The sequence below is a fragment of the Protofrankia sp. CiP1_Cm_nod4 genome, assembly GCF_982290645.1.
Map to the genome: position 1 here is coordinate 15,560 of NZ_CEVIVC010000107.1, position 1,200 is coordinate 16,759.

1 protein-coding gene is annotated in these 1,200 nt (G+C 69.2%); it reads left to right on the top strand.

The genetic code is table 11. From position 1 onward, the window contains the following. Positions 1-432: 432 nt before the first annotated feature. On the top strand, positions 433-1,200 hold a 768-nt coding region (locus tag AC5LSR_RS17945; protein WP_493468705.1), incomplete at its 3' end, for an amidophosphoribosyltransferase.

The window sequence follows — 1,200 nt, forward strand, 5'->3', positions numbered from 1 at the left end:
CCTGACGGGCGCGTACGGGAGCGCCGGTCAGCTAACCATGCGTATCCCCCCGAACGGTGACCCGTTTCGATGGACGCCGGCCGTCGGAGAAGATCGGCGCAAGTTTGTCGTTGTGTACGCTTTTACGGACAAAAAGCGTACACAACGACAAACTTTCCTGGATCATGGTCTGTGCGGGTGGTCGTGAATGGGATCCGCGCTACTTGACCGGCGCTCTAGATGATCGTGCCGGGACGTCCGCTGCCTCCTGGTCGGTGGGATGATCGCCGTCCCGGCGGGAAGGTGGCCGGGCTGGTTCTGCCGGCGGAAACGTCAAATATGCCTGTGATGTCCGCTCCCGCCCGCATGAGTTGTAGATCGACGGGTGTAGGCCCGGGTCCGCACTGCTAGCGTGGACGCCGGACCAGTACCAATGACGTCCAAGGAGCTGTGTTGCGCGACGTCGGTGACTGTTCGACCTGCCCACCTGCCTGTTCGGCGGAAGGCCCCGGGTCCGCCCGCGTTCCGCGGGCTGTGACGGCGCGTGGTCCCGGCGCATCGGGTGCGGGAGCTGGCGGTTCCGGCGCGGGATGCTGTGTTCCCGATCACTTTCCCGACTGCTCCGATGATCCCGGTCCGCGGGACGCCTGCGGGGTCTTCGGGGTGTGGGCGCCGGACGAGGACGTGGCGAAACTCACCTACTACGGGCTGTACGCGTTGCAGCACCGGGGGCAGGAGGCGGCGGGCATCGCCGTCGCCGACGGCCGGGCCGTCCTCGTCTTCAAGGAGCTGGGGCTGGTCGCCCAGGTCTTCGACGAGGTGACGCTGGCCAGCCTGTCCGGCCACGTGGCCGTCGGGCACACCCGCTACTCGACGACCGGGTCGTCGACCTGGGAGAACGCCCAGCCGTCCTACCGGTCGTCGCGGCGTGGAGGCGTCGCACTCGGTCACAACGGGAACCTGACCAACACCGTCGAGCTCGCCGCCGGCCTCGTCGACACCGGCGAGGACCGGATCCGGGCGACCACCGACTCCGATCTGATCACGGCCATGCTGGCCGCCCATCCGGGGCCGACGCTGCGGGACGCGGCCATGGCCGTGCTGCCCCGGCTGGCCGGCGCGTTCTCGCTGGTCTTCTGCGACACCTCGACCCTGTACGCGGCCCGGGACACGCACGGGGTGCACCCGCTGGTCCTCGGCCGGCTCGGCGGGGGTGGCGGG